The sequence below is a fragment of the Clostridium sp. genome (assembly GCF_030532265.1).
GTDB lineage: Bacteria > Bacillota > Clostridia > Clostridiales > Clostridiaceae > Clostridium.
On record NZ_JAUNLM010000034.1, the window covers coordinates 1 to 22,813 of the forward strand.

The window sequence follows — 22,813 nt, forward strand, 5'->3', positions numbered from 1 at the left end:
ATGAAATAGATAAAATTGCAAGAAAATCTGAAAATCCATCAATTACAAGAGATGTATCAGGTGAAGGTGTACAACAAGCCCTTTTAAAAATATTAGAAGGAACTGTTGCCTCAGTACCACCACAAGGTGGAAGGAAACATCCTCATCAAGATTTATTACAAATAAATACTTCAAATATATTATTTATTTGTGGTGGAGCGTTTGATGGAATAGATAAAATAATTGAAAAGAGAACTAGAAAAAGTTCAATAGGTTTTGGAGCAGATATACAATCAAAACAAGAAAAAGATTTAGGGACATTATTTAAAGAAATAATGCCAGGAGATCTTTTAAAGTTTGGATTAATACCAGAATTTGTTGGTAGATTACCTATATTAGTAACTTTAGAATCTCTTGATAAAAAAGCTTTAGTTAAAATATTATGTGAACCAAAAAATGCTTTAGTTAAGCAATATAAAAAATTATTTGAGCTTGATGATGTAGAATTAGGATTTACAGAAAAAGCATTAGATGCTATAGCAGATGAAGCTATGAGCAGAAATACTGGGGCAAGAGGTTTAAGAGCTATAATAGAAGAAATGATGATGGATATAATGTTTGAAATTCCTTCAGACGAAAGAATAACAAAGGTAACTATTACAGAAGATACTATTAAAAAAGGTTCAAAGCCAGAAATTCAAAGATTACCAGAAGGCTCAGTTAGACCTTCTCTTGCTGAAAAATCATTAAAAAATAAAGATGATATGGAAACAGCTTAAATAAAAAACACTCTTTTTAATAAGAGTGTTTTTTTCTTAATAGATGGAATTATTGAAAAAAGTTATGGTTATGGTATACTTATTAAGTCTAATAAAAATAATAATTATTAATATAGGAGGAAGATAGGTATGACAAATGAAAATATTCTTCCTTTAATTCCTCTAAGGGGAATAACTATTTTTCCGAATATGGTAACTCACTTTGATGTTGGAAGAGATAAATCAAAAGCAGCTGTTGAGGCAGCTATGCAAAATGGAGAGAAAATATTTTTGGCTCCACAAAAAGATCCAGAAATAGATGATCCTAAAAAAAGTGATATAAACAATGTTGGAACAATATGTGATATAAAACAGATAATAAAGCTACCTGATAATGTTATAAGAGTATTAGTTGAAGGAAAAGAAAGAGCTAAAATTAAAAAATATCAGGCTAAAAAAGTTTATTTAGAAGTTGAATTAGAGAGAATTAAAGAAGAAGAAGTAAAAGGTGTTGAAATAGAAGCTTATATAAAATCTTTAAAGAGTATATTTATAAAATTTATGAAACTTACAGGAGAAAGTTCTAAGGATATTATAAAAGCCATAGAAATTGATAATAAAGTTCATGAATTTGTAGATATGGTAAGCACGGTTGCTATAACTAGAGAAGATTATAGACAAGAATTATTAGAAACTATAGATTTAAAGAAAAGAATTGAAAGAATGTTAGTTATGATTCATGAAGAAATTCAAATTATAACAATTCAAAAAAAGATTTCTAATAAAGTAAAAGAAAATACTGAGAAGAGCCAAAAAGAATATTATTTAAGAGAACAGCTTAAAGTTATTCAAGAAGAACTTGGCGAAGATGATGAGACTAAGATTGAAATTAAAAAATATGAAGATAAAATTTCTAATGCGAAACTTCCAAAAGAAGTTAAGGAAAAGGCTGAATATGAGCTAAATAGATTAAAAAGTATGGGACCATCAAGTTCAGAGGAAGCTGTAATAAAAACATATCTTGATTGGATACTGGACATGCCTTGGAAAAAGAGTAGCAAAGATACAATTAATATAAATAAGGCAGAAGATGTATTAAACAATGAACATTATGGACTAAAAGATGTAAAAACAAGAATTATTGAATATTTAGCAGTTAAGCAAATGAGTAAAAGTATGAAGGGACCTATACTTTGCTTGGTGGGACCTCCTGGTGTTGGTAAAACATCTATAGCTAAATCAATAGCTGAGGCTATGAATAGAAAGTATTCAAGAATAGCCTTGGGAGGGATGAAAGATGAGTCAGAAATAAGAGGTCATAGAAAAACTTATGTAGGTGCTATACCAGGTAGAATAGCATATTCTTTAAAAGAAACAGGAACAAATAATCCTCTTATATTATTTGATGAAATTGATAAAATTAGTTCAGATTATAAGGGAGATCCTGCAGATGCTCTTCTTGAAGTTTTAGATAGTGAACAAAACTTTAATTTTAGAGATAATTATTTAGAATTACCAATTAATTTATCTAATGTATTTTTTATTGCTACTGCAAATAGTTTGGATACTATACCTAGAGCATTACTTGATAGAATGGAAGTTATCGAGGTATCAGGATATACTTATGAAGAAAAATTCCATATAGCTAAAGATCATTTAATTCCAAAACTTTTAAGAGAATATAACTTAGAAGAAAATAATATAAAAATAAGTGATTCTGCTATAAAAGAAATGATTGAGGGATATACTAGAGAATCAGGAGTTAGAAGTTTAAAAAGAGTTATATCTTCTATTCTTAGAAAAGCTATAACAGAAATGATAAAGAAAAATAAAGATAAATTAAGCATAAATTCTAAGAAAGTGGAGAGTCTATTAGGTAAAAAAGTATTTAATTATGATAAAATTGATATGGAAGATAAAATAGGTGTTGTTACAGGACTTGCATGGACTGCTTATGGAGGAGATACACTTCCGGTTGAAGCTATGATTATGGAAGGTACAGGGAAATTACAATTAACAGGTAAGCTTGGAGATGTTATGCAAGAATCAGCAAAAGCAGCCCTTACTTATGTTAGAGCTAATGCAGGTAAGTATGGAATAGATTTAGATTTTTATAAAAATAAAGATATTCATATACATGTTCCAGAGGGAGCAGTGCCTAAAGATGGACCATCTGCTGGGGTTACTATGATAACTTCATTAGTTTCAGCATTATCAAATAAGCCTGTTAAACATAATGTGGCAATGACAGGTGAAATAACTTTAACAGGAAGAGTTTTACCAATAGGTGGACTTAAAGAAAAATCACTTGCAGCTGTTAGAGCTGGTGTAGATACTATAATAATTCCTAAAGGAAATGAAAAAGATATAGAAAGTATACCAGCATCTATTAAAAAGGGATTAAATATAATAGTTGCAGAACAAATTGATACTGTTTTAAATAATGCAATAGTAAAATAATTGGAGTGATAAACGTGAGAATAAAACAATCTGAATTTATAACATCGGCAGTTAAGCAAAGCCAATATCCAGTTGATAATAGAGTTGAAGTTGCTTTTGTTGGAAGATCAAATGTTGGAAAAAGTTCAATAATAAATGCTTTAACTAATAGAAGAAAATTAGCTAAGGTAAGTCAAACTCCAGGAAAGACTAGACTTATAAATTTTTTCTTAATAAATAATGATTTTTATTTAGTTGATTTACCAGGATATGGATATGCTAAAGTTTCTAAAAAAGAAAAAGAAAGTTGGGGAAAGGTAATTGAAACCTACCTAAATGGAAGAGAAGAATTAAAGAGAGTAATTCTTTTAGTTGATTCTAGACATAAGCCAACAGCAGATGATGTTATGATGCATGAGTGGATAAAACACTATGGTTATGACGTAATAGTTGTAGCAACTAAAAGTGATAAATTATCTAATAATAATTTAAGAAAGAGTGAAAAAGTTATAAGAGATACTCTTAAGTTAGATAAAGAAGATAAATTATATTTTTACTCATCACTTACTAAAAAAGGTACAGAACAAATAATTGAAAATTTATTTGGAGATGTAGCTGAAGATACTGAATAACAAAAAAAGGTTTAAAGAAGTTATTTTAACTTTCTTTAAACCTTTTTTATTTTGTAGAACTTTATCTTAATTTAAAAAAATAGTGTCAAATAATTTGCTGAAGAATAATATATACTATAAAAACAAATAAGGAGGAGGTCAGAAGAGATATATGGAGATTAATGATATCCTAAATGGCTTCAGTGATTGTCCAGATTCAGATGATTGCAATTGTAATGACGAATGTTGTAATTTTGATGAAAATGAATTTGATTGCAATTTTGATGATGGAATAGGGGACTATGATGGTTGTGGATGTGATTGGAATTGTGATGATAATTTTAATTGCGGAAATAACTGTGGTTGTGGAAATAACACATGGCTCATACTAATTTTATTATTAGCTTGGTGTGGTTGCCAAAGAAATAACTATGGATATGGAGGGTATAATGATATGAGTAAAAATTGTTGTTGCTGTTGTTGCTGTGATGAACCTAAATTTAAAAAAGTAAAACAAACAGTATATGTACCAGAATGTGGATTACAAGGTGCTAATGCTTATCCAGCTTATGATGGATACGGTGGATATGGTGGATATGGAAACTGTTGGTGGTGGATTATAATAATATTACTTTTATGTTGCTGTGGAAATAATGGATTTGGAAACTGTGGAAACAATTGTGGATGCTAGTAAAATAAATTAAATAGATTTGGATAGATAAAGGAGGAATTTTTTATGTCACACAAAAATTGTTGTTGTAATGATAGAACTATCGTAGTTTCACCTTATGCTCAAGCTCCAGTTCATAATCATGATGGATTTGGCGATGGATGCTGGTGGTGGATTATAATAATATTACTTTTATGTTGCTGTGGAAATAATGGATTTGGAAACTGTGGTGGATGCGGAAATGATGGATGCGGAAATAACGGATTTGGAAGTTGCTGGATTATAATAATCTTAATTTTCTGTTGTTGTGGATGCGGAACAGGTTATGGAAGATACTAATTAGTATAATAAAATAAATTAATCAATTTAATATAAATTGATAATTGTTGGAGGGTTTTATACCCTCCAAAAAAAAGCTCAAAAATAATAACCAATACAAAATATATACATATAATAGAATTAAAATAGTTTTTGGGAGGAGCTAATATGGCTAAAAAAAGGCATAGAAGTAAGAGTGATTCTAATGAAAAACATATGTCATTTAATGATTTGAATAATAATCCGTTTGGTATAGATCCAAATCAACTTATGAATATGATTGGGAATATAGATCAGAATAAGTTAAACAACATAATTGCATCTATGGAGAAGGAAGGAATTGATTTAAGTTCATTTCCAAACATGAATGGATTTAACAATAGTCAAAACACTAATCAAAATGATAATTCAAATGCAAGTCAAAATAATATGAATGGAAATAATATGAATCCTATGGAATTTCTTAATAACATGAGTGCTAATATGGGAAATTTTAATGGAAATGGTATGAATAATATGGGAAATTTAAATCCTATGGCAATTATAGCTCAACTTATGCAAATGAATAATATGAATAATCAAAGCAATCAAAATAAAAATAATAACAATAAAAAGAAAAGTAATAAATACAATACTGGAGATCCTAATATGGATATGTTATTAGCCCTTAGAAATGCAGTATCAGGAGATAGAGTTGAATTTGTAGATAAGATTATAGGACTATATAAAAAAGGAGATTTAGATTAAGAAATATTGTATAAAACTTTTATATGTAGTCAATAATATAATTGTACCGGAGAAATGTTCTCCTACAAGCTATATTATATTATAATATAGCACCCCCCCATCCCCCTTTTAGGCCGCACGAGCGGCCTTTTATTTTATGCTAGATATTTTGAAATTATTATTTTCATCTCTTGAAGATTCAACATTTAATTTGAAAATTTCTTTTTCATTAGAGATTTTATTAATTTTTTCAAATTGTAGAGACCAAGAGATATTTTGTAGGACACCATTTTTATCAACTTCGTTGTCATAAAAGAATCCATTTTTAAAGGAATACATAAAATCATTTTTATTTAAAGACCATATAGGTGATATTGAATCATCAGTTGCATTTTTATGAAAAATATTGGGATAATCAACTACTTCATATTCTAAGCATATAATATCAATTAATTTTAATATTTCTGATGCTCCATATGTCTTAATTGAATTTTTACTTATATCTATTAAATCATTATTTATTATCATAAAGTTTTTAAAGGATTTATTTAAATCAGAGCTATTAAAAAAAGCTATTTGTGGAGTTCTATTAAGATTAGAGTCTATAATTCCAGAAATATTGCTGTTATTACAGTAGTATTCTAATTTGAAATTTTTATCAGTATAAGAGAATAAATATGTTACAGGTTTTTCTTTTAAATATCCTTGAACTAATATCCTAGGTTTATTATCTCTTGAAATATTTAATAATCGAACTTTAATAGAGTATGAATTGCTACAATTAGATAAATAATTATTTTTTGTTAATGAACTTAAAAGAAATGTTTTATCAATTGTAGTTATCTCAATATCTTGTTTATTGTTATCTATTTGAATTATTTTTATACTTTCAAAGTTACCATCATTATTTAAATCTACATTTGAATTGTTTTGTAATACTGTTGGAGATGTTACATTTATTGTTTCTTTGTAATTAACTTTAGTTAAATATATTATAAATATAACAAATAATAAAACAAAAATAGATAGGGATAAAGTTTTAAAAATTTTATTCATGTAAAAAACCTCCTTCAATAAAGTATATGAAACATATATAATTTAATGAATACTTAGGTAAACTATAATAAGAAAGGAGGAGGTTTAAAATGAACAAAAAAATATTAGTTTTAAGTTTAATTAGTATTATGGCTATAAGTATTTTGGGGTGTAGTATGAAAAAAAATAATAATAATGATGAAAATACTTTAAATTTGTATTATAATACTATAGATACAAAATCTATAAGCTATATACCAGAAATAATAAAGGAATATGAAAAAGAAGAAGGTATAAAAATAAATATAGTTCCTTTAAAGAGTAATGAAGAGATGTTAAAGAAAATTACAGAAGATAAAGAAAGCTGTTTATTACTATTAGATGGTTATAGATTTAGTGATTATAATTTAAAGGGAATTTTAAGAGAGCTTACATATCTTTTTAAATCTGAAAAGACAAAACAAGAATTTACAGATATAAGTACTTTATATGGTATTTTTGAAGGAAGAAATTTTGGATTAGGCCTTAGTCCGTATTCAGTATCACTTGTTTACAATAAAACTGAACTTGAAAAATTAGGTATAACAGTAGAGGAAAATGATTTAAATTATTTATTTAAAAAATTAAATGAGAAAAATATAAAAATACCTACAAAGATGTACAGTGAGTATAGTAAAGAATTATTAATAAGTGCATTAATAGCAAATGATAGTATAATATATGATATGTATAAACTAGATTACATAAATGACATGGATAAGAAGATATATTCTATAGAAAATGGTCAAAAAATATTTGATATAATGAATGATTTATATAATAAAAATATAATAAAAGAAAATATGTTTATAGAAGATGATGATGCTGTAAAGAAATTCAATGAGGGAAAAACCCCTGTCGTTTTAATGACTACTTTAGGAGCTAATGATATAAAAAGCGATTCTGATAATATAGGTGTAGTAGATCAAATGCATATAAACAATAAAATAGTAAATTCACCAATATTAACAGATACAATATTGTGTTCATCTGTAGGAAGTAAAAATTTTGATGCTGTTGATAAATTTTTTAGATATATTATAAATAGTGGAATTTTTCAAAAAATATCTTCAAAAAATTATATAACAGGAAACAAAATTGCTGATAGCAACCTACAAGGTGTTCAAATAAAAATGGCAAATGGGATATCAAGTGCGGAAGAAATAAACAAAGTATATTTTAATGTAATTTCAAACGAAAATATAAAAAAAATAAATGACGAATGTAGAAATGTATTAAGTGGAAAATATGACGGTAAAGAATGGAATAGGATTTTAGATAAAAAATAAAAGCAAATCATTAATGATTTGCTTTTTATTTTATAGTAATGTCTATTGACAATCCTTACAAAGACCGTAGAAATAAGTTTGGTTAGATAAAACTTTATAATTTGACTTTTGTTCAACCTCACTATTTAAATGATCTAAAGATATATTCATTAAATCATCTACTTTACCACAATTAATACATTGTATATGAGGGTGTGAATTCATATTTCCGTCATATCTAAAGTTGCCTTCGCCTACATTTAATTCTTGAACTAAACCAACCTCAACTAAAGTTTTTAAAGCTTTATAAACAGTAGCTAAACTCATAGTAGGAAAATCTTTCTGTATAGCTTTATATATTACTTCAGCTGATGGGTGTTCTTTTGTACTCATTAAATATTTATAAACAGCAAGTCTTTGAGGTGTTAACTTAAGCTTTTTCTCTTTGAAAATAGCTGTTATATTCTCCATACTTTTACACTCCTTAACCTGTAATACTATTGTTATTATATGCTTTTTAAATCACATAGTCAATAAGTATTAAAAAATTATCATAATTTACTAATAATATATATTAAATAACAAAAATAATATTTAAAAAATTACTTGATATTTAAAAAAAACAATGTTAAAATATAAACAAAGTTGTTAATTGATTAACAAATTCCGTGTTCATTTCATTTTACATAGAACAGCAATAAAGACTGTTCTATATTTTTTTATATTTAAATTTTAATAAAGAATTAAATTTAAATTTTAGAGTAAAGTATAGTTGAACCCAAAAAACTAAAATGGTAATATATATTAAAAAATATAATTCTAGGAGGAATTACTATGAGTAAATATAAAGTTGGAGACGAATTATTAATAATAAATGATCCTAATGAAGAAAAGGAAAAACTTAAAGAATTAACTAGATTACATATAGAAAATGATTTTGCTCAAATTTCATGGGGAATAAAAATATTAAAAGTAGAGTATGATAAGCCTAATGTTACACTTACATATAGAAACATAAATGGAGAAACTAATAAAGTTTTTGCTGTATGCAAAAATATAGAAAACTTTAATAAAGAAAAAGTATTAGAAAAAGCTTTATTAAAAGCATTCCAAAATGAAATAATAGATATATCAGTAGGAAAAAATACTGGTTGTTTAAGATAATAAAAGGAACCTCATTTAATGAGGTTCTTTTTATTTTACAATTATTATAAAAATTGTAAAAAGTATTTATTTTTAAAAAAAGTTAATATATAATGAAGATGTATATAAGGTACTTTATGGGGTGAGGAAATATGAGAATGTGTCCGTTTTGGTCAACGGAAGAAGAACAGGTTAACTGTTATAAAGAATGTCCTATAGTTCAAGAGTTAGAAAAAAGTGATGAATGCGTCTTTAGAGAATATTTAGAATTTAATGATTTTAAACTTATAGAACTATAGAAAATATAATTTATAAAATAATATTTAAAATAAAAATAACATTGATACTTAAATATCAATGTTATTTTTATTGTTATGAGTAAAAGTTTGTTGTTGAATGAAGTAAAGTTTGCTTTAAGGACCATAGTTTATCAGATAAATCAACATAATAAGTATGAGGATTTTCAAATCTTAAAACTTCAGGCCAAAGTTTTTCAGTTTCTTTTTTAGCATAATCTCTTATTTCCATTACAGATGGAGAATTATAAACTAATGTTCCTTTATCAAAAATTTTAACCATTAAATCTTTAACATAGTAATTAGTTAATCTTTTCTTTTTCCATGTGTGAATAGGATGGAATATAGTTAAAGGTTCATTTTCGTTTATTATTTCATCATGTAACATTATTAAATCTGCTATTGCTGTATGTGTAGTTTTATCAAAAATTCTTATCGTTTTCTTAAAACCTGGATTTGTTATCTTTTCGTTATTTTCACTTATTTTTATTTTAGGAACTATTTTACCTTCTTTTTCTACAGCTACTAACTTATAAACACCACCAAATACAGGCTCTGATTTAGCTGTTATAAGTCTTTCACCAACACCAAAAGAATCAATACAAGCGCCTTGACTTAATACATCTCTAATAATATATTCATCTAAAGAATTTGAAACAACAATTTTACAATCCTTATATCCAGCTTTATCTAATATTTCTCTACACTTTTTAGTTAAATAAGTTATATCACCAGAATCTATTCTTATACCGACAGGTCTTTTTCCAAGTGGCTTTAAAATTTCATCAAATACTTTTATAGCATTTGGTATTCCGGATTTTAAAACATTGTATGTATCAACAAGTAAAAGACAATTGTCAGGATAAACTTCAGCCCAAGTTTTAAATGCTTCATATTCAGTATCAAATAATTGAATCCAACTATGAGCCATAGTACCAACTGCTGGTATATCAAAACGTTGATCTGCTATAGTACATGCAGTAGCATTACAACCACCAATCATAGCAGCTCTTGCTCCATATATTGCTCCATCATAACCTTGAGCACGTCTTGATCCAAATTCCATAACTGTTTTTCCATTTGCAGCTCTACAAATTCTATTAGCTTTAGTAGCTATAAGAGTTTGATGATTAACTGTTAATAAAATCATAGTTTCGATAAATTGTGCTTGAACAACAGGTCCCTTTACTGTAACAAGTGGTTGATTTGGGAATACTGGATTTCCTTCTGGAACAGCCCAAACATCACAAGTAAATTTGAAATTTTTAAGATATTCTAAAAAGCTATCTGAAAAAATATTTTTAGATTTCAGGTAAGCTATATCATCTTCTGTAAATTTTAGTGAACTAAGATATTCTATTAATTGCTTAACACCAGCCATTATACAATATCCACCACCATCTGGAACTCTTCTAAAGTACATATCAAAATAAGCTATTCTATCTTGAATCCCTTTTTCAAAGTAACCATTTCCCATAGTTAATTCATAAAAATCAACTAACATAGTTAGGTTTCTGTTATCTCTAACATCAAAAGTTGTTATACTATTCATAAGTCAACTCCTCTAAAAAAATACTTAAAACTATTGTACAACTTAAATAGAATTATTACAATATAGTTATTCCCTATAAGATGTGGCAATAATCAATAATAGAGGAGGGAATTTTTTTGAAATTAGATTCATTTCAAAATGAAGCTGTAAATGCTAAAGAAAGAAATATTTTAGTTGTTGCAGCTCCAGGTTCTGGAAAGACAACAGTTATAATAAATAGAATAGATTATTTAGTTAGAGAGCTTAATATATATAACAAGAATATAATAGTTATAACATTTACCAAAGCTGCTGCATTAAACATGAAAGATAGATATAAAAATAGATTCGATAGAGTTAATTCACCTTTTTTTGGAACATTTCACGGACTTTTTTATAAAATGCTAATTAGAGAAGGTTATGAAATAAATATAATAGAAGGGTATAAAGTAAATAAGCTAATAGAAAGTGTTTTAAAAAAGTATTTTGATGATATAAATGAAGATAAAATAAAAGAAGTAATAAATAATATATCTTTATTTAAAACATCTAGAGTAAATTTAAGTGAATTTAAACCATCATTAACAAAAGAAATATTTGAAGATTGTTTTAAATCTTATAGTGAATATAAAGAAAAAAATAATTTGTGGGATTTTGATGATTTAGCAATTAAAGTTATAAATCTTCTTGAAAAAGATAGTAGACTTAAGGAAGGTTATAAAAATTTATTTAAATATATATTGGTAGATGAATTTCAAGATTGTGATGAACTTCAAATACAATTTTTAAAGATGATGAATGAAGGAGAATATAATCATTTATTTGCAGTAGGAGATGAAGATCAATGTATATATTCATTTAGAGGCTCAAAGCCAGAGTATATGGTTATATATGATAAAATATTTAAAGATGCAAAAAAATATTATTTATCTAAAAATTATAGAAGTTCTAAAAATATAATAGATGGAGCTAAATGTATTATAGAAAAAAATATTCAAAGAAACAAAAAACATATTATAGCTAATAAAGATATTGATGGAATTATAAAGATAAATAAACCTTATGATGAACAAATTCAAGGAGAAAGTATAGTTGATGAAATAAAATCTTTAGTAAAAAATAAAGGCTATAATTATAAAGATAATATAATTTTATATAGAACCAATATGGAATCAATGACTTTTATTGATATATTTACTAGAAAGAAAATTCCATTTACTTTATTAGATAAAGAATATAATTTTTTTGAACATTTTATATGTAAGGATATTTTAAATTATTTAAATCTTTCAATAGATCCTAATAATAGGGAAATGTTTTTAAAAATAATAAATAAACCTTTTAGATATGTTAGTAAAAGTAGTTTAGATTATGTAAGAAATTTTAAGGAGTATAAAAATCCATTTGATATTTTGATAGAGAAAAAAGATACACCACCATTTCAAGCTAAAAAGTTAGATGAGTTAAAAAAAGATATAAATTATTTATCAAAATTGTCATTAAATAGTGCAATTCAATTTATAATAAGTGATTTAGGATATTTAGATTATTTAAAAGAGTATTGTAATAAGTTTAATCAAAATATAGATGATTTAGAAGAAATAATAGAAGAATTTAAAATTTCAGCTAATGGATTTAATACAATATTTGAGTTTTTTAGCCATATAGAAAATGTAAAAGAAGAAATAGAAAACTCAAAAAATAGAAAAGATGAAGATAGGGTAATATTAAGCACTATACATAGAGTTAAGGGAATGGAATTTAAAAATGTGTTTCTTGTAAATTGTAACGAAGATACAATTCCTCATGTATCAGCTGGAGAAGAAAATATAGAAGAAGAAAGAAGACTTTTTTATGTTGGAATAACAAGAGCTATAGATAATTTATATATATACTCTCCAAAGACTAAGGGAGGAAAATTTAAGGAGGTTTCTAGGTTTATAGAAGAAACTGAATTTAAAAATGATGATGAAGTTCCAAGTGAATTTAAAAGAGGAGTAAATATATTTCATAATGGAAGAAAAGAGCATGGGGTTATAGATAGTATAGATGGCGACAAAATAAAAATATTATTTGAAGATGGTACTTCTAGAACTTTTTCTATAAAAGTATTGTTAGAAAGAAATTTAATCACAATAATAGGATGATAGTTATAAATTATAAAATATAAATTAAAAAAATGGTATAATTAACTCTAGGAGTTTTAAATAGTACCTTTAAAATAAGGAGGGATAAAATGATTAATTTTAAAGACGAAGCAAATAAGATAAAAGAAGAATTAATAAACATAAGAAGAGATATACATATGCACCCAGAGGTTGGATTTGAAGAAGTAAGAACTTCCAATTTAATAAAAGACTTTTTAAAAAGGGAAGGTATTGAATATATAAGTGTAGCTACTACAGGAGTATGTGGAATTATAAAGGGAACTAAAGAAGGTCCTGTAAAGACAATTGCATTAAGAGCTGATATGGATGCACTTCCAATACAAGATAAAAAGGTTTGTGAATATAGTTCAAAAATTCCAGGAAGAATGCATGCCTGTGGACATGATGCTCACACAACAATTCTTTTAGGGGCTGCAAAAATATTAAATGATAATAAACATTTATTCAGTGGAAATATAAAATTATTATTTGAGCCAGCAGAAGAGACTACAGGTGGAGCTAGTGTAATGATTAAAGAAGGAGTACTTGAAAATCCTAAAGTTTCAAGAGTTATAGGTCTTCATGTAGCAGAGGATGTTGAATGTGGAAAAATAAAAATAAAAAAAGGTGTAGTAAATGCTGCATCAAATCCATATAAAATAAAAATAACAGGAAGTGGTGGACATGGAGCATCACCAAGTGCAACTATAGATCCAATAGTTATTGGTGCAAATGTTGTATCAACACTTCAAACAATAGTTAGTAGAGAAATTTCAGCTGTTAATCCTGCTGTTGTTACAGTTGGAACTTTCCATGGAGGAACAGCTCAAAATATAATTCCAGAGTCAGTAGAAATATCAGGTATTATAAGAACTATGACTCCAGAAGATAGAGCTTTTGCATGTAAAAGAGTTTGTGAAATATCAGAAGGAATAGCTATGACTGGAAGAGGAAAGGCAGAAGTTACAATAGAAGAAAGTTATCCATGCCTTATAAATAATGACGAATGTGTAGATTTAGTAAAAAATGCTGCAATAAGCGTATTAGGCAATGAAAATGTATTAGAGCAAAAGGCGCCAAGTATGGGGGTAGAAAGCTTTGCATACTTTGCAATGGAAAGAGATTCAGCATTTTATTTTCTAGGAACAGCAAATATAGATAAGGGAACGGATAAATCAGCTCATAGTAGTTTGTTTGATATAGATGAAGATGCGATACCATTAGGAGTTGCTATTCAGTGTCAATCAGCCTTCGATTATTTGACAATGGAATAAATAAAGATTAATCTATAAAAATGAGAAAAAGATTTACTAAAGAACTTTAAATAGGAGTGATTATATAGTGAGAATAGAAATAGGAGCTAATGAAGCTGGCCAGAGGCTAGATAAATTCTTAAGAAAATTACTTAAGGATGTTCCGTTAAGTGCAATATTTAAAGCACTTAGAAAAGGTGACATAAGAGTAAATGGTAAGAAACAAAAGGAAAAATATACATTAGAAATAAATGATGTAGTTGAAGTTAGATATATACAAAGTAAAAAAATGACTGAGAGAGAAGATAACTTTATAAAAGTTGATGCAAGGTCATTAAAGATAGTTTATGAAGATGAAAATATGGTTGTAGTTGAAAAGTGGCCAGGAGTATTAGTTCACCCTGATACAAATAAAAAAATACCAACACTTACTGATTATGTTTTATCTTATTTAAATGAAAAAGGAGATTATCTTCCAGAAAAAGAAGTAACATTTACTCCAGCACCATGTAATAGACTTGATAGAAATACTTCAGGTGTTGTAGTTTTTGGTAAAAACTTTGAAGGATTAAGAGAGCTTAATGAGATAATTAGAGAAGGTAAAGTCAAAAAATACTATATGGCTTTAGTTAAGGGAAGAATAAAGGACGGACTTTATAAAGGTTACATATTAAAAAATGAAGAAAGCAACATATCAAAGGTTTATGATAATAAAGTAAGAGATTCAAAAGAAATATCAATGGAAGTTAAAACAATCCAGAGTGATGGATTATTTTCACTTTTAGAAATTGATTTAATAACAGGAAGAAGTCATCAAATAAGAGCGCATCTTTCACACATTGGTAATCCTATAATAGGGGATACTAAGTATGGAGATAAGAAATTAAATTCACATTTCTTAAATAAATATGGATTAAATTATCAGTTCTTATATGCATATAAATTAAACTTTAAAAATGTAGACGGAAAACTTGCTTATTTGAAAAATAAAATTATAGTAGAAGCTCTTCCACCTATATTTAAGAAAATTAAGCACGATGTATTTAAAATTAGATTATAGATAGGGGATTTAAAATGAGGGAAAAGTCATCATCTACTAAAGGATTTATGATACTATCTCTTGCTGGAATTATAGCTAAAGTTTTATCAGCATTTTATGTGCCACTTCTTACTAGAATTATAGGAACAAATGGAGTTGGGATATATTCTAGAAGTTATGAAGTGTTTATGTTTGTTTATGCACTTACAAGCATGGGATGTCAGCCAGCTGTAGCAAAGATAGTAGCTGAGATAAGAGCTTTAGGAAATGAGAAAGATGCTATAAAAGCACTTAAGGTATCTAGAAAAGTTTATGGGATAGTAGGATTAGTTCTGTCCATTTTAGTAATAATTATAGCAGGTCCACTTACTAATTTAATAAAGATTAGTAATGCAAAATTTGCAATAATGTTTTTAGCACCAAGTATAGTATTAACTGCTGTTTTATCTGCTTATAGAGGATATTTTCAAGGAAAAGATGAAATGTCAGGTATTGCTATTTCTCAAGTTTTAGAACAAATATTAAATGTTGTAGTAAGTTTATTATTTGCATTTCTTTTTATACATATAAGTGAACCAATGGGGGCTGCTGGAGGAACTATAGGTACTTCAGTTGGAGCTTTAATTGCAATATTTTATCTTATTTATGTTTATGATAAGAAAAAATTTGAAGAAGATATTCTTACAGAAAATTTACATGGAAAGAAAATTACAACTAAAACTATAGTAAGGAAATTGGTTAGATATGGATTACCAATAACTTTGAGTGCGGGAATACAAAACTTTGGTGGTTTAGTTGATATGGCAAATGTTAATTTAAGGCTTTTAAGTGCAGGCTTCACGGTAAATCAATCTGATACTTTATATGGATTATATTATCAGTATAAAACGCTTCTTGGTGTACCACTTATAATAGTAACAGCACTTACAACTATTATATTACCGGCTGTATCTAAAGCTTATGCATTAAGAGATAGAAAGCAAATAAAAAAAAGTACAAATTTTGCTTTCAGAATAACATTTGCAATAACAATACCTGCAGCGTTTGGACTTGCGATTTTAAGTGATGACATATACACAATATTATATGGAAGCTCTCAAGGAGCATATCTTATGAGGTTAGGTTCAATAATACTTATATTTATGGCTATTGCTCAAGTAGAAGGTGTTATACTTCAAGGTATTAGTAGATTTTATCCAATGATAGTTTCATTTACTATTGGAATTATATTTAAAATTTTAGCAAACTATATTTTCGTTGGAATAAAAGAAGTAAATATTATGGGTGTATTAATTGGTAACTTCTTATGTTATTTACTGCCAGTCATAATTAATCGTAGAATAATAGGAAAAGCTATAAGAACTAGGATATCTATGATTAGAAATTGTATAAAACCTATAATGGCATCAGTTTGTATGGCTATAGTAATATTTATATTAAAACAACCTATAGAAGTTTTAGGTAGCTTTATTGGAAATGGAAGAATAATTGTATTTATATATACTCTAATTTATACTATAATCTTAGTTGGAATTGGAGGATTTGTGTATTTTTATGTAATGATTGTACTAGGTGGAATTAGAAAGCTAGATATAGAAGCTGTATCACCTAGAATATATAGAATTCTTCCAAGATTTATAAGAAAGAAAATAAGATAATTTAAAAAGGCTATGTATAATTAATAAAAATTTATTATACATAGCCTTTTATATTTGAAATTAAATTTTTATAATAGTATTTTAATACAATTATCTATAATTAATATTCTCCAAATTTAGAGTAATATATAAAAATTATAAATGTAATAGCTACAATAAATAATGTTTCAATTGAACTAAGTGGATGTAATACATTTTTTATAAATATGTTTAAAACTAAAAATGTTAATATTGATAGTAACACAAAAATAATTATATTTGTTATTGATAAATTTATATTAATTTCCTTTCTTACCTCATATAAGTTTATTGCTAGTGAAACAACTGATGTTATAAAAAGATTTAAGCTATAACCATAAACATTAATTTGAGGAATAGAAGTAAATATAAATAAACATATAAGTTCAAGTACTGCTATTATTAGAGAATTTCTAACTATTATTCCTTGTTTATTTAATCCATTTAAAATTCCAAACATAGTAGAGGACGTGAAAAATATTGGTGCTGATAATGATGCTATAAATATATAAGAACCAAGATCGTTCCTTCCATAAAATAAATTACCAAGTTCATAAGGAACAAGTGAGCAAATTACGGTAGTAGATAAACCTAATAAAAATGCTATTTTCATAACTTTTTTTATTCTTAATGAAGCTTCGTATGTGTTTCCTTTACTTAATGTTTGAGATAAGTCTGGAATAAGTAATGTATTAATAGAGCCTACTACAATAAGTGGTATACCTATTAAAGTAACTGCCATACCTGTATATTTTCCAATTAAAGCTAATGCTTCAGGGTAAGAAAAACCAGCTGCCATAAGTCTTCTTGGAACTAATAAAGTTGACATTGTAGCAAATATATTATTTAAAAAACCATTTAAGCATAATGGTATAGAAATAACTAATACATTAAAAAGAAGTTGTGCTCTTCCATCAGCTTTAAATCTAGGTTTTGGAAGCTTAGACACACATCTTCTATAATATATAAATAGTAAAATTAAACTTTGAAGTTCTCCAATAGCTAATGATACATAAGCTAATGTAACTAAAGTTGATAAGTTATTAGAAGCAAATGAATATACTAATAAAGTTATTGTAACAATCCTCATAGCTTTTTCAAAAATATCAACAATTGCTGGCACAATAATTTTAGAAACTCCTAAAAAATATCCTTTTAAAATATTACTTAAAGAAATAAAAACCATAGCAGGACAAGTTACCCTAATAGCATTTATTGTTCTAGGGTCATTTATACCATATTTACCTATGTAAGGAGCTAATAAAAATACTACTATTCCTATCAATAAAGACCATACAATATTAAATACAGCAACTGTATTTATAGTTTTAGTCAAGTTATTAGTTTGGGATTTTTCGTAGTAAACTGCAGAAACCTTAGAAAGAGCTGCCACTACTCCAGCAGTCATAAGACATATAAATAAATTGTATACTGGCATTATTATATTATAAAGACCAATTCCTTCTGCTCCTAATATTTTTGATAAATATATAGAGAAGGCAAATCCCAATAGACCTGTCGTTATATTTGATGTTGTTAATAAAAAAGAGTTCTTAAAAAAATTATCTTTCTCCAAAAGCAAATCCCCCTTTATATAAGCTAAATAATATTAAATATATGCACCTAACATATTAAATATTTTATTTAAAGTATTTAAATAATAGGAATATTATATATGTTATATAAAATATAAATTTAATAAGGTAAAGAGGGGTGGGGGTTAATTGTGCTTAGGTTTTTAAAGTTCTTTATAAGTTCAGTAATTATAGTTACTTTAGCACTAGGGATATACAAGTATTCTAATAAGCATACTATGGATATTTTAATGGAAGATATAAAAATAGATTTATTTATTAAAGGCTTTGAAGAAGCTGTTGCTATTACAAATGGTGAAAAAAATGAATTATATATAGCTTATGATGATGAAATAGTAAAAGTGGATAATCAAAATAAAGTAAAAAGAGTAATTAAAGATTTTACTTTTAATATTGATGATTTAATTTATAAGGATGGGATAATATATATATTATCAAAAGAAAACTTAATTTCTATAGATAAAGAAGGAAATAAAAAGATACTTAAAAATAACCTTTTATATGAAGGTGAAAATATAGATAGGAATTTATTAATAAAAGAAGATAGTTTATTAATATCAATTGGAGCTGCTACAAATTCTGGAATAGCAGAAAAGAATGGAGTTAAAGATATATCACCTTTAAATTTACTTTTAAATGGTATAAATTATGGGAAAATAAAAACAGGAGCTTTTAAAAATTATGGTGAAGTTACAAAAAATAATGAAGTTATATTAGGAGAAGAAATAGGAAATGCATCTATAATAGAAGTTAATTTAAAAACATTATCAACAAAATTATTTGCATCTGGAATAAGAAACGTAGAAGCTTATGATATTAATAGTAAGGGTGAAATTTATGGTATAGTAGGTGGAATTGAAAACAAAGGTGAGAGACCTGTAATTAGAGATTCAGATTATATATATAATATTAAAAAGGGACTATGGTATGGGTGGCCAGATTTTAGTGGTGGAAATCCAATATCTTCACCGAGATTTACAGATTCAGAAAAAATAAGCGAATTAATAAAGGATCCACCTGAAAAACGTGGACAAACTCCTTATTATGAGTATAACGATATAAATTCATTAAAAGAATTGGCCATAGATAAAAATGGAGTAATACTTAATAAAGATGACATTATATTGTATGATAAAAAACAAAAAGTTTTATATGGATTAACTAAAAAAAATGGATTAAGAAAAATTATTAAATTAGATAATGAAAGTGATATTAATGATTTAATAATAGTTAATGATTCGTGCTTTTTATTAGATAGTAAAAATGGATATATTTATAGAATTTATAAAGGTAATTCAATTATAGATGGAAATATACCTAAAATTGTTATAGTAATGATTTTAATAACAATGATATTTATTTTAGGTTATTCAGTAATTAGATTCAAAAAGAATAATTTTTCAAATAAAAAGTAGTTAACAGTTTTGTTAACTACCTTTTATTTATATACAAAATTTTAATATTGTATGTTTACAATTAAATAAATATTTATATTTATTTTTATCTTTGATATAGAGTTAAATAAATGATAATATATAGATAAGTTATGGGTAGAGGGGGGTTTTTATGAAAAAAACTATAATTTTAAATCTTGAAGATATAAAAATTGAAGGGGATATTTTGGATGTATCTTGTGAAAACTCTGGTATAGTATGTAGCTTGTCTGTTGATGCAAAAGATGAAGTAGCATTAGATAGTGAATGTGATGATGTAAATGTTATAAAAAATAAAAAGTATGATGCATGTACATTTTTCTTTAATTTAAGTTCTCTATGGACATTAAATAAAAAAGAATCATTAATAAATGAAGTATCAGAATTATTAAAAGAACATGGAGAAATATATATATGGGATATAAATAAAAATGTAGGTGAGCTTGTAGATAGTAAGCTAAGAGTTTTATTACCAAATGGAAATATTGATGAATATAATATAAAAAACAATAATATTTTTTCTTCATCAAATTATGAAGAAACAAAAAGTATACTTGAAAAAACTTTTAAAATACAAGAAACTAAAGTTTGGGAGGATGTATACTTTATTAAGGGAGCAAAAATTTAAACTTTAGAGAGGAAGAATTTTATGAAAATATTACTTACAGCTATAAATTCAAAATTCATTCATAGTAATCTAGCTGTTAGATACTTAAAGGCATTTACTAAAGATATGGATGCAGAATGTAAAATAAGAGAATTTTCTATAAATGATAGAGAAGAGAGAGTATTAGAAGAAATTATAAAAGAAAAGCCAAATGTAGTATGTTTTTCAACATACATATGGAATGTTGAAATGGTAAAAAGGCTTTCAGACCTTATAAAACAAGTTGATTCTAATATAGAGATATTATATGGTGGACCAGAAGTATCATATGATAGCATGGTAATACTAGAAGAAATTTCTGGTGACTATATAATAGAAGGAGAAGGCGAAAAAACCTTTAGAGAATTTGTAGAATATAAGCTTGGTATAAAAGATATTGAATCAATAAGAGGTTTATTTTATAAAAAGAATGGAAAAGTTAATTTCAATGGTAGTAGACCACTTATGTCTATGGATGAATTAGTATTTCCTTATGAAGATGATGAAGATTTAAATAATAAAATTGTATATTATGAAGCATCAAGAGGATGTCCTTTTAATTGCAAATACTGTTTATCATCTACCATACATGGAGTAAGATTTCATAAAATTGATAGAGTTATAGAAGAACTAAATTATTTTATAGAGAAGAAAGTTAAATTAGTTAAATTTGTAGATAGAACATTTAATTGTAATCATAAATTTTCAATGGCTATATGGAAGTTTTTGATAGAAAGCAATACAGAAACTCAATTCCACTTTGAAATATCAGCAGATATTTTAAAAAATGAAGAAATTGAATTATTAAGGGAAGCACCAGAGGGAAGATTTCAATTTGAAGTTGGTGTACAAACAACAAATGATGAAGTTTTATCTAATATAAATAGATTTGTTAATTTTTCCGATATTAAAGAAAAGGTTGTAGAGTTACTTTCAATAAGAAACATTAAACAACATCTTGATCTTATTGCAGGACTTCCAGGAGAAGATTATGATTCATTTAGAAAATCATTTAATGATGTTCATTCAATACATCCAGAAGAAATACAATTAGGATTTTTAAAACTGTTAAAAGGATCTTCTATGAGAGAAGAAAGTGATAAGTATAATATGAAATATTCACCATATCCTCCGTACGAAATATTAAGTACAAACAAAATAAGTTATTTTGAACTTATAGATTTAAAGAAAGTTGAGCATATGGTTGATAAGTATTACAATAGCCAAAAATTCAATAATATATTAAATTATTTTTATCCTAAATTTAAAGAACCTTTTGAATTGTTTCATGAATTAGCTATGTTTTATGATAAAAAGGGTTACTTTAATAGAAGCATAGGAAGTAATGAATACTATAAGTTATTTTTAGATTTTAATGAAGAAGTATTAAAGGAAAATAATTTCATTTTAAGAGAAATAATAAGATACGATTATTTATTGCATAATAAGAGAAGAGGTATACCAGATTACATTAAAAGCAATATAACTAAAGAAGAAGAAAGAAAAATAAAGGATGAATTAAGAGAAGAATATTCATTTAGAGATTATAGTGTAGAAAAATTCTATATAGATATAATTAAATTTATAGAAGAGGATAAAATATTAGAGTCAGAAGTTTACGCACTTTTAGATAATGATAAAAATTTTATTATGTTAAACAATTAATTAATGTATAGTTAACAAAAAATGTAGAAAATGTATACATATTAAATTAGAGTTTATAAAATTAACATGTAATTAATATTTATATGGACAAATATCAATAAATTTATTGAAATTATCCGTAAAAAGTGTATAATTAAAAATATGAATAAAAAGTAATTAATACTATATAAAGTATTAATTCATATATTATTACACATTTAAGTGCAAAGGTGGTGAGATTTTGGCATTAGAAGCAATTAAAGAGATTAAGAGAGTAGAAGCAGAAGCGGAAGCATTGATAAAGTCTGCAAACGCCGAAGCAAAAGATATCGTTCAAAAAGCTACCATAGAAGCTACTGAAAGTTACAATAGAGTTTTAGAAGGGGCTAAGAACAAGTGCAATAGTATAATGAATGATGCTGTTGAAGCAGGCAATAAACAAGCTGAACCTATATTAAACAAGGGAAAGCAAGAAGCCAAAGATATCTATGACATTAAAGAAGATAAAAAAAATAATGCTGTAAAATTAGTGATTGAGAGGATTGTGAAGATTCATGGCAATAGTTA

At 26.1% G+C, this 22,813-nt stretch carries 21 protein-coding genes; 17 read left to right on the plus strand and 4 right to left on the minus strand.

From position 1 onward, the window contains the following. From clpX to Q4E08_RS08285, 6 genes are all read left to right on the plus strand, one after another. Nucleotides 1-758: ATP-dependent Clp protease ATP-binding subunit ClpX (gene clpX, locus Q4E08_RS08260; protein ID WP_303130110.1), on the plus strand; the 758-nt coding region annotated here is incomplete at its 5' end. A 129-nt stretch (nt 759-887) separates the two neighbouring features. Continuing rightward, entirely contained in the window at nt 888-3,197 is a 2,310-nt protein-coding gene (gene lon, locus Q4E08_RS08265; RefSeq protein WP_303130111.1) for an endopeptidase La, read from the plus strand. Nucleotides 3,198-3,211: 14 nt separating this feature from the next. Beyond that, nucleotides 3,212-3,808, plus strand: coding sequence for a ribosome biogenesis GTP-binding protein YihA/YsxC (gene yihA, locus Q4E08_RS08270; RefSeq protein ID WP_303130113.1), 597 nt, complete (start codon nt 3,212-3,214; stop codon nt 3,806-3,808). A gap of 151 nt (nt 3,809-3,959) precedes the next feature. Continuing rightward, on the plus strand, nt 3,960-4,478 hold the full coding sequence (locus Q4E08_RS08275) for a hypothetical protein (RefSeq protein ID WP_303130114.1): 519 nt from the start codon (nt 3,960-3,962) through the stop codon (nt 4,476-4,478). A 45-nt stretch (nt 4,479-4,523) separates the two neighbouring features. Beyond that, a complete protein-coding gene (locus tag Q4E08_RS08280) occupies nt 4,524-4,796 on the plus strand; it encodes a hypothetical protein (RefSeq protein ID WP_303130116.1) in 273 nt (90 codons plus the stop codon). A 147-nt stretch (nt 4,797-4,943) separates the two neighbouring features. After that, a complete protein-coding gene (locus Q4E08_RS08285; RefSeq protein ID WP_303130117.1) occupies nt 4,944-5,522 on the plus strand; it encodes a hypothetical protein in 579 nt (192 codons plus the stop codon). 129 nt (nt 5,523-5,651) lie between these two features. On the opposite strand, the gene Q4E08_RS08290 is transcribed toward Q4E08_RS08285, so the two are convergent. Next, nucleotides 5,652-6,557, minus strand: a complete 906-nt coding sequence (locus Q4E08_RS08290) for a hypothetical protein (RefSeq protein WP_303130118.1) — start codon at nt 6,555-6,557, stop codon at nt 5,652-5,654. Nucleotides 6,558-6,646: 89 nt separating this feature from the next. Between Q4E08_RS08290 and Q4E08_RS08295 the strand changes: the two genes are divergently transcribed. Continuing rightward, on the plus strand, nt 6,647-7,864 hold the full coding sequence (locus Q4E08_RS08295) for an extracellular solute-binding protein (protein WP_303130119.1): 1,218 nt from the start codon (nt 6,647-6,649) through the stop codon (nt 7,862-7,864). Nucleotides 7,865-7,906: 42 nt separating this feature from the next. On the opposite strand, the gene Q4E08_RS08300 is transcribed toward Q4E08_RS08295, so the two are convergent. After that, a complete protein-coding gene (locus Q4E08_RS08300) occupies nt 7,907-8,314 on the minus strand; it encodes a Fur family transcriptional regulator (RefSeq protein ID WP_303130121.1) in 408 nt (135 codons plus the stop codon). 363 nt (nt 8,315-8,677) lie between these two features. Between Q4E08_RS08300 and Q4E08_RS08305 the strand changes: the two genes are divergently transcribed. Both Q4E08_RS08305 and Q4E08_RS08310 read left to right on the plus strand, forming a co-directional pair. Continuing rightward, nucleotides 8,678-9,007, plus strand: coding sequence for a hypothetical protein (locus tag Q4E08_RS08305; protein WP_303130122.1), 330 nt, complete (start codon nt 8,678-8,680; stop codon nt 9,005-9,007). Between the two features lie 131 nt (nt 9,008-9,138). Further along, the gene (locus tag Q4E08_RS08310; RefSeq protein ID WP_303130123.1) at nt 9,139-9,285 is read left to right on the plus strand and encodes a hypothetical protein; all 147 of its coding nucleotides are present in this window, start codon (nt 9,139-9,141) and stop codon (nt 9,283-9,285) included. 73 nt (nt 9,286-9,358) lie between these two features. On the opposite strand, the gene Q4E08_RS08315 is transcribed toward Q4E08_RS08310, so the two are convergent. Next, on the minus strand, nt 9,359-10,834 hold the full coding sequence (locus Q4E08_RS08315) for a nicotinate phosphoribosyltransferase (RefSeq protein ID WP_303130124.1): 1,476 nt from the start codon (nt 10,832-10,834) through the stop codon (nt 9,359-9,361). A 110-nt stretch (nt 10,835-10,944) separates the two neighbouring features. Here Q4E08_RS08315 and Q4E08_RS08320 point away from each other — a divergent pair, with 110 nt between their 5' ends. From Q4E08_RS08320 to Q4E08_RS08335, 4 genes are all read left to right on the plus strand, one after another. Next, nucleotides 10,945-12,960 carry an ATP-dependent helicase gene (locus Q4E08_RS08320; RefSeq protein ID WP_303130136.1) on the plus strand — a complete coding sequence of 672 codons (2,016 nt, stop codon included), beginning with the start codon at nt 10,945-10,947 and terminating at the stop codon, nt 12,958-12,960. 89 nt (nt 12,961-13,049) lie between these two features. Then, the gene (locus tag Q4E08_RS08325) at nt 13,050-14,234 is read left to right on the plus strand and encodes a M20 family metallopeptidase (RefSeq protein ID WP_303130125.1); all 1,185 of its coding nucleotides are present in this window, start codon (nt 13,050-13,052) and stop codon (nt 14,232-14,234) included. 67 nt (nt 14,235-14,301) lie between these two features. After that, nucleotides 14,302-15,273 (plus strand): RluA family pseudouridine synthase, encoded by a 972-nt coding sequence (locus tag Q4E08_RS08330; RefSeq protein ID WP_303130126.1) that lies wholly within the window; start codon nt 14,302-14,304, stop codon nt 15,271-15,273. A 14-nt stretch (nt 15,274-15,287) separates the two neighbouring features. Further along, nucleotides 15,288-16,910 carry a polysaccharide biosynthesis protein gene (locus Q4E08_RS08335; protein ID WP_303130129.1) on the plus strand — a complete coding sequence of 541 codons (1,623 nt, stop codon included), beginning with the start codon at nt 15,288-15,290 and terminating at the stop codon, nt 16,908-16,910. 100 nt (nt 16,911-17,010) lie between these two features. On the opposite strand, the gene spoVB is transcribed toward Q4E08_RS08335, so the two are convergent. Further along, on the minus strand, nt 17,011-18,504 hold the full coding sequence (gene spoVB / locus Q4E08_RS08340) for a stage V sporulation protein B (RefSeq protein WP_303130130.1): 1,494 nt from the start codon (nt 18,502-18,504) through the stop codon (nt 17,011-17,013). A 150-nt stretch (nt 18,505-18,654) separates the two neighbouring features. Between spoVB and Q4E08_RS08345 the strand changes: the two genes are divergently transcribed. From Q4E08_RS08345 to Q4E08_RS08360, 4 genes are all read left to right on the plus strand, one after another. Further along, a complete protein-coding gene (locus tag Q4E08_RS08345; RefSeq protein ID WP_303130131.1) occupies nt 18,655-19,938 on the plus strand; it encodes a hypothetical protein in 1,284 nt (427 codons plus the stop codon). Between the two features lie 151 nt (nt 19,939-20,089). After that, nucleotides 20,090-20,584, plus strand: a complete 495-nt coding sequence (locus Q4E08_RS08350) for a hypothetical protein (RefSeq protein ID WP_303130132.1) — start codon at nt 20,090-20,092, stop codon at nt 20,582-20,584. A gap of 21 nt (nt 20,585-20,605) precedes the next feature. Further along, the gene (locus tag Q4E08_RS08355) at nt 20,606-22,267 is read left to right on the plus strand and encodes a B12-binding domain-containing radical SAM protein (RefSeq protein ID WP_303130133.1); all 1,662 of its coding nucleotides are present in this window, start codon (nt 20,606-20,608) and stop codon (nt 22,265-22,267) included. A gap of 220 nt (nt 22,268-22,487) precedes the next feature. After that, a partial coding sequence (locus tag Q4E08_RS08360; protein ID WP_303130134.1) for a hypothetical protein occupies nt 22,488-22,813 on the plus strand: 326 nt, incomplete at its 3' end.

Coding starts and splice junctions, on each gene's coding strand:
- lon (WP_303130111.1), top strand. CDS start 888: ATGACAAATGAAAATATTCTTCCTTTAATTCCTCTAAGGGGAATAACT.
- Q4E08_RS08275 (WP_303130114.1), top strand. CDS start 3,960: ATGGAGATTAATGATATCCTAAATGGCTTCAGTGATTGTCCAGATTCA.
- Q4E08_RS08280 (WP_303130116.1), top strand. CDS start 4,524: ATGTCACACAAAAATTGTTGTTGTAATGATAGAACTATCGTAGTTTCA.
- Q4E08_RS08285 (WP_303130117.1), top strand. CDS start 4,944: ATGGCTAAAAAAAGGCATAGAAGTAAGAGTGATTCTAATGAAAAACAT.
- Q4E08_RS08290 (WP_303130118.1), bottom strand. CDS start 6,557: ATGAATAAAATTTTTAAAACTTTATCCCTATCTATTTTTGTTTTATTA.
- Q4E08_RS08295 (WP_303130119.1), top strand. CDS start 6,647: ATGAACAAAAAAATATTAGTTTTAAGTTTAATTAGTATTATGGCTATA.
- Q4E08_RS08300 (WP_303130121.1), bottom strand. CDS start 8,314: ATGGAGAATATAACAGCTATTTTCAAAGAGAAAAAGCTTAAGTTAACA.
- Q4E08_RS08305 (WP_303130122.1), top strand. CDS start 8,678: ATGAGTAAATATAAAGTTGGAGACGAATTATTAATAATAAATGATCCT.
- Q4E08_RS08310 (WP_303130123.1), top strand. CDS start 9,139: ATGAGAATGTGTCCGTTTTGGTCAACGGAAGAAGAACAGGTTAACTGT.
- Q4E08_RS08315 (WP_303130124.1), bottom strand. CDS start 10,834: ATGAATAGTATAACAACTTTTGATGTTAGAGATAACAGAAACCTAACT.
- Q4E08_RS08325 (WP_303130125.1), top strand. CDS start 13,050: ATGATTAATTTTAAAGACGAAGCAAATAAGATAAAAGAAGAATTAATA.
- Q4E08_RS08335 (WP_303130129.1), top strand. CDS start 15,288: ATGAGGGAAAAGTCATCATCTACTAAAGGATTTATGATACTATCTCTT.
- Q4E08_RS08350 (WP_303130132.1), top strand. CDS start 20,090: ATGAAAAAAACTATAATTTTAAATCTTGAAGATATAAAAATTGAAGGG.
- Q4E08_RS08355 (WP_303130133.1), top strand. CDS start 20,606: ATGAAAATATTACTTACAGCTATAAATTCAAAATTCATTCATAGTAAT.